Annotated in this window: 2 protein-coding genes; both read left to right on the top strand. The window is 43.3% G+C overall.

The annotated features are described in order from the left end of the window. Positions 1 to 285 precede the first annotated feature (285 nt). Entirely contained in the window at positions 286 to 1161 is an 876-nt protein-coding gene (locus F6K37_RS35935) for a class I SAM-dependent methyltransferase (RefSeq protein ID WP_287255731.1), read from the top strand. 196 nt (positions 1162 to 1357) lie between these two features. Continuing rightward, the gene (locus tag F6K37_RS35930) at positions 1358 to 2938 is read left to right on the top strand and encodes a flavin-containing monooxygenase (protein ID WP_287255728.1); all 1581 of its coding nucleotides are present in this window, start codon (positions 1358 to 1360) and stop codon (positions 2936 to 2938) included. The last annotated feature ends 236 nt before the right edge of the window (positions 2939 to 3174 follow it).

Below are 3174 nucleotides of genomic sequence, written 5' to 3'. Positions count from 1 at the left end.
GACGCAAAGCGATGCAGAGGTGCGACCCGTGGCGAATTTAATTCGACGACTGTAAGCGCACCTAAGTGGTCTTGGGGAGGCAGCGCGGTCTTGGGGGTTCCCCCCATGAGCGACTGCCGTGGTTTCCCCCACTCGCTATTGCATCAAGAACACTATTAGAAAAATACTTTTGCAAGAGGTCTAATATTCCTGTCACAGAAATGTTGCTAAGTAAGCGCCCAGTGTTGAAGGGGAAACTTGCTTCCCCTTTTTACTATTCCCTAAATCCCCAATTCCCAATTGCTAATGATGCAGGTGCCAACTAGTTCCTTCGACAATATCAGTCCCACAGCGTTACTAGTGGCTTATGCCAGACAGTTTACCGACATTCCTTATGGGCAAGAATTAGCACAATTGGTTAATGCTCAAGCTTTTGTAGAGCAGTTACAAAAACAACAATCCGATAAATCCTGTGAAGTAGCCGTTTTATTTGAAGGTCGGTATAAAGCTATCAATCAAGTGATGGCTCAATTTCAAAAAACTCAAATCCTTGAACTAGCCTCCGGCTTGCTGCCACGGGGCATGGTAATGTCTGGTAACCCTTCTACGACTTTTATCGAGAGTGATTTGCCAGGGATGATAACGCGCAAACAGCAACTGGTGAAACAGCTAATTGGCGTACGCTCAAACTTGCACTTTATTGGGATTGATGCCACTAGTCAACCCAGCCAATTCCCTATCGATGTAGATTATCTAGATTCCCAACAGCCCATTACTGTAATATGCGAGGGACTACTGCTGTACCTGACGTTACATCAAAAAAAGCAGGTATTTGCTAATGTCCGGGAGTTGCTTCAGGTTTATGGTGGTGTGTGGATAACCCCTGATTTAATTACAAAAGAATATTTGAGTAGGGTACGGCGAAATAGCCCAGCTTGGCAAAAATTGAGCCAGACAGTCAGAGGAATGACAGCAACCTCAGACACAGATACTATCTTTGACAATTTCGATCAGGTTAGGCAGTTTGTAAGGGAGCAAGGGTTTCAGCTTCAGGCTTATAATAGCCTCAATGTATTAGACCAACTAACTTGCTGGCAACCGTTGGGGATTAATCCTGCTGTTGCCGAATCTATACTCGCGGATTCATTTGTATTTGTGCTTACTACCGATATCGGAAGTTAAACTGAGATCTGGCACCATTGTCATTAATCGTAGGGTGGGCAGTGCCTACCAACATGGTTTGCAAGCTTAATTATCTGTCTGCTGCACTGCCCACCCTACATGAACTTAAGATAATCTTTAATATTGCCTTTTGAATGGATGCCTTTTGCCTTCAAATGATAAGCTTTTTACAGAGCAGTATCAGAATTGCTATAGTATGTTCGATTGCATCGTGATTGGAGCAGGGCCAGCTGGTATAGTTACTACCAAAGAATTACTGGAGCAAGGAGTAGGCGAGGTAATCTGTTTAGAGCAAGCAGAGGATGTGGGCGGGGTTTATGCCCATACCTACGACAGTTTAGTGCTGACTACATCTTGCGCATTTAGTATGTTTTCGGACTTCTGGATAGGTGATGGCAATCAGCACAAATTCTGGACAAAGAACGAAGCAGTTGACTATTGGAAAAGCTATGCCAAGCATTTTGGTGTTTTAGATAAAATTCGTTTCAATTCCAAAGTTGTAGCAGTCACTCCCCAAGATAATCAAGGGTGGCAAATTCAACTAGCCTCTGGAGAGATTTTGCACTCAAAACGGGTAGCTTTGGCAATTGGTAACAACAGTATCTCAAATTATCCAGAGTGGAAAGACTTATTAACTGAGGTGGAGTTTTCCCATTCCAAGGAATATCGTAACCCTGATAACTTTGTGGGCAAAACGGTATTAGTGGTTGGGGGAGGTGAGTCAGCTTCAGACATAGCCCTAGAAATATCTCCTGTCGCCAACAAGTGCTGGGTCAGCCTTCGCAATTCAGCTGGGTGGATAATACCTAGAAAGAGAGGTGACTATGCTGCCGATACTGCTAGCCATCGCGGTGTATACGGTCTACCAAGAGACTATGGACATGCTTTGAGCAAACTTATCTTCCGATTAGAGTTGAGCAAAAACGATCCAGTTCATGATACTATAGTTGAGCTAAATCAGAAGGTTAAGGCTAAAAAAGGGGTCTGGGGTACATACGGAACTAAAAATATCTCCTTACCCAAGGCAATTGTGTATCATGGCTGTCAAGTGGTCGGCGAAATAGTAAAGGTAAAAGATGGTGGCTCGACATTGATCGCGGCTGATGGGGAAACCCTTGAAAACGTGGATGCGGTAGTATTTTGTACAGGCTACAAAAACTATGTGTCTTTCCTACCTGAGCACTTGAGAAAAACTGACCCCCGGAGTCTTTACAAACATATCTTTCATGCCTTGTATCGGGATAAAATCGCTTGGATTGGTTGGGCACGTCCTGCCATTGGCAGTCAGTTTCCTATTACGGAAATGCAAGCCAGATTTTTGGCCTTGATTTGCACTGGCCAACGCACTCTTCCTGCTTCTGAGGAAATGGAGCAGGTGGCATCTATTGATAAAGCCAAATATTTAGAACAGTTTGAACATAATGCTGCTCGGATCCGAAGCTTGCTTGATTATCATATATACATCGACGAGCTAGCTGATTTAATTGGGTGCAAACCGCCCTTGTGGAAATACTTTTTCTTAAATCCTCGGCTCTGGTTTACCATCGTATATGGTCCGACGCAAGGTACCCAGTTTCGTTTACGAGGACCAGGCCAAAAGAAAGCTTTGGCTCAAGAGCTAATTAGGAAGTTACCAGTGATTCCATTCAATAATCACGTTATCAAAGCTGGTCTAAGAGGTCGTGTGATTTATGGGTTCAAGGCTGTAGTTAAGGGGTTGATGAATCCGCTTTATTTTGCTGTGAATTTGGTGAGAAACAAAGGTCAATTAGGGTAAGCATATCCGCTACGCGCACGCTACGCGAACAGCGGTCAGCGGTCAGCGGTCAGCTGAAAATAAACCTCTTTAGGGAGAATTTAATAGTTCGAGGTAAGGTATCAGCTGATAAGCTGTTCGGCATTTAAATTGGTATAATAAAAATTAATAAATAACCCAATAATAGGAAATATGCCAGCAAAAAATTATCTGACACAAGAGCAAAAAACAATACTTCAAAAAGCCTTAAAAATAGA

The organism is Moorena sp. SIO4E2 (assembly GCF_010671945.1).
Lineage (GTDB): Bacteria > Cyanobacteriota > Cyanobacteriia > Cyanobacteriales > Coleofasciculaceae > Moorena > Moorena producens.
Note: the sequence above shows the minus strand (reverse complement) of the source record. Positions and strands in the feature narration are given on the sequence as shown.

Excerpts from the sequence above, each read along its gene's own strand:
- F6K37_RS35935 (WP_287255731.1), top strand. The coding sequence starts at position 286 with ATGATGCAGGTGCCAACTAGTTCCTTCGACAATATCAGTCCCACAGCG.
- F6K37_RS35930 (WP_287255728.1), top strand. The coding sequence starts at position 1,358 with ATGTTCGATTGCATCGTGATTGGAGCAGGGCCAGCTGGTATAGTTACT.